This window comes from Rhizobium sp. 05L419, from assembly GCF_056397845.1.
In genome coordinates this window covers 1-2,802 of record NZ_JBFTOF010000067.1, presented here as the reverse complement: position 1 = coordinate 2,802, position 2,802 = coordinate 1, and the positions used below count along the sequence as shown (strand labels likewise).

Genomic DNA, 2,802 nt, shown 5'->3' with positions numbered 1-2,802 from the left:
AACAAGGGCGGCCGCGACGGCTATGCGCGCAGCAGCGACGGCAAGCTGGACATCAAGCTGCCGCAACCGCACCCGGCAGCCGAGCAACTCTTCGGCGCCGCCTGGTCGGCCTGCTACATCGGAGCGATCGAGGTCGCCGCCACCCAGAGAAGCATCAAGCTTCCGGCCGGCGCCGAGGTCGATGCCGAGATCGATCTCAACGTTGACGAAGGCTCCTACTTCCTGCGGGCCCGCCTGAACGTCAGCGTACCGGGCATCGACCGCGACGTCGCACAGGAGCTCATCCATGCAGCTCACGAAATCTGCCCGTACTCCAAGGCAACCCGCGGCAATATCGACGTTGAGACAAACCTGATCTGAGCGGCGGAGGTGTGGTCTGCCGCTGACGCGGCGGACCAACTCGCCTCGGTACGAGGCATCTGTAACCTGCACAACTGGCAATGCGCAGACGCAACTTTGCTTGTGCTCGCCGGTCTGGAGAACACTCGATGGCCAACAATCAGGCACAACCGCCCCAAGCCTATAGCGAGTTTTCGCTTGTACTCGACCCCAGCATCTATGAGCCATTGCCGGACGATTGGCTCGTCGGGATAACCGACGTCGTCGACTCGACATCAGCGATCAAGTCGGGACGCTACGAGGATGTCAACTACGCAGGTGCGTCCGTGATTGCCGCTCTGGGTAACGCCTGGGGGGCGTTCGATTTCCCGTTCGTGTTTCGTGGGGACGGCGCCGCATTCGCACTGCCGGCACACGGGATCATGACCGCGACGTCGGCGTTGCGACAGGTGGCGAGTTTTGCGAGAACCGATCTAGGTCTTGCTCTTCGAACCGGCTTGCTGCCTGTGAGCGAGATACGCGCCAATGGGCGCGATGTGAGAGTCGCGCGGTACGCGGCCTCGCAGAACGCGACCTACGCGATGTTCGCCGGGGGAGGTCTCAAATGGGCCGAAAAGCAAATCAAGAACGGGCGGTATCTGGTAAAGCCAGGGCGGCGCGCGACGAAGCCGGACCTGAATGGGCTTACCTGTGATTGGACGCCATTTCCCAGCCAGCAGGGCGAGATCCTCTCGCTGCTGGTCGAGCCATGTGAGCATACGAGCGTTGACGTCTTCGCCGCGCTGGCCAGGAGGGTGCTTGCCGTTCTCGATGCAGGAGCGCGCCGGTCTCATCCAATAAAGCGGGACACCGCTGTCCGTAAGGACAACGCAGAGTATCTCGATGTGGAAGGCTGGTCGGAGATCGCCTCCAGTTCGGATTTCCGCAAATACGACGATGGCCTGCGCCTTACACTCGACTGCACGCCCGAACAGATCCAAATGGTCGAAACGATCCTTGCCGCGGCACGGGCACGTGGAGACGTCAACTTCGGACTGCATCGCCAATCCCATGCGCTCATGACCTGCTTCGTGCCTTCCGACAGGCCGGATTCGCATCTGCATTTCCTGGACGGGATGGGCGGCGGGTATGCCAAGGCTGCGGAGACAATGGAGGCGAGTGTCATTCCCGCAGCGTTGGCGCGGTAACGCCGCGGCCCGTGCCTTATTGGTCTACGGCGACCGGTGGGGGACTGCTTGGCTCGGTGGTTTTTCCCACACGAGAAGGGGTCGGTCAAAGCTTGTGACCGACACATTGGAACGCCCGTTGGTTCGGGCAGTCGGTGTTTGCTGGCTGCTAATCAGATGTCCGAACGGGCGCCCACGGCATGGCTGTCGCCATTCATACAGCAGCAAGGATGGTTGGATCCCGGCCTTGCGGATTGCTGCCTCAGCCTCTGTTGGGCCTGGGAGCCTTGGGCACAGGGAGCACAGCCCCCCGGGACAGAACGTGTTCGCCGTGCTTCGGCTTTATACCCCGGGCAAAGCGGGAGCTGATGCGGCCTGGCCGGCCTTACCGTGGCCCCCGCGGGCGCGCCTCGTACCTATTGGGCCGACGCGCAAAATCGATGAGCACGATGTGTGATCACACTTTCCCCTGTTTGCCCTTTGTCGCATGCAGGAGATTGTCGCGCAGCCTTGCCACGGACTTCTGTACGACTGGGAACTCCTCTCCGAGTCCAGTGGCGTCAGTCAGGGATGCGCCTGGATCCGTTTCGAGGAGGTCGCGTCCCGCGGCAGTCAGGCTCACCCGCACCTGCCGTTCGTCGGCGGGATCGCGTTGACGCTGAACGAAACTCATGGACTCAAGCTTCTTGAGAATAGGCGTGAGCGTGTTGGATTCCAGGAAGAGCTTTTCACCGAGCGCACTGACGGTCTGGTCGTCTTCCTCGGAGAGCGCCACCATGGCGATATATTGGGTGTAGGTCAGGCCAAGCTTGTCCAAGATCGGCTTGTAGGCGCGGCCAAATGCCAGATTCGCGGAGTAGATCGCGAAGCACAGAAAATTCGAAAGCTTCCTTTCCTTCTTGGTGCCGACTGTCGGGTCGGGGGGCGTTGCCGTCTGCGGGTTCTGTACTGCTTGGTGCGTGGGCATCGGTCTATCCTATCGGTTTTTGCTCTCTCCCTATATAAGTCGTATCCGATTAAATCGCAATGGTATTGACATGGCATTCATCGTCGAGTATTTGAAGCGCATCCGATTAAAGCGGATGCGATTTAAAGAGAGCAAAAAGGATTTCGCGATGACTGAGAAACTTCTCATGACCGGCAAGACGCACAACAAGGGCGGCCGCGACGGCTATGCGCGCAGCAGCGACGGCAAGCTGGACATCAAGCTGCCGCAACCGCACCCGGCAGCCGAGCAACTCTTCGGCGCCGCCTGGTCGGCCTGCTACATCGGAGCGATCGAGGTCGCCGCCACCCA

Annotated in this window: 4 protein-coding genes; 3 read left to right on the top strand and 1 reads right to left on the bottom strand. The window is 60.9% G+C overall.

Annotated elements, in window-relative coordinates; translation table 11 throughout:
- Together AC1DMK_RS30925 and AC1DMK_RS30920 are read left to right on the top strand one after the other, a co-directional pair.
- The coding region (locus tag AC1DMK_RS30925) for an Ohr family peroxiredoxin (RefSeq protein ID WP_477864025.1) at positions 1–360 on the top strand (360 nt) is incomplete at its 5' end.
- A 128-nt stretch (positions 361–488) separates the two neighbouring features.
- Positions 489–1,526, top strand: a complete 1,038-nt coding sequence (locus AC1DMK_RS30920) for a DUF3095 family protein (RefSeq protein ID WP_477864024.1) — start codon at positions 489–491, stop codon at positions 1,524–1,526.
- A gap of 436 nt (positions 1,527–1,962) precedes the next feature.
- On the opposite strand, the gene AC1DMK_RS30915 is transcribed toward AC1DMK_RS30920, so the two are convergent.
- Positions 1,963–2,472, bottom strand: a complete 510-nt coding sequence (locus AC1DMK_RS30915; RefSeq protein ID WP_477864023.1) for a MarR family winged helix-turn-helix transcriptional regulator — start codon at positions 2,470–2,472, stop codon at positions 1,963–1,965.
- Positions 2,473–2,620: 148 nt separating this feature from the next.
- Here AC1DMK_RS30915 and AC1DMK_RS30910 point away from each other — a divergent pair.
- Positions 2,621–2,802, top strand: a 182-nt coding sequence (locus AC1DMK_RS30910) for an OsmC family protein (RefSeq protein WP_477862291.1), incomplete at its 3' end; no start/stop codon positions are given.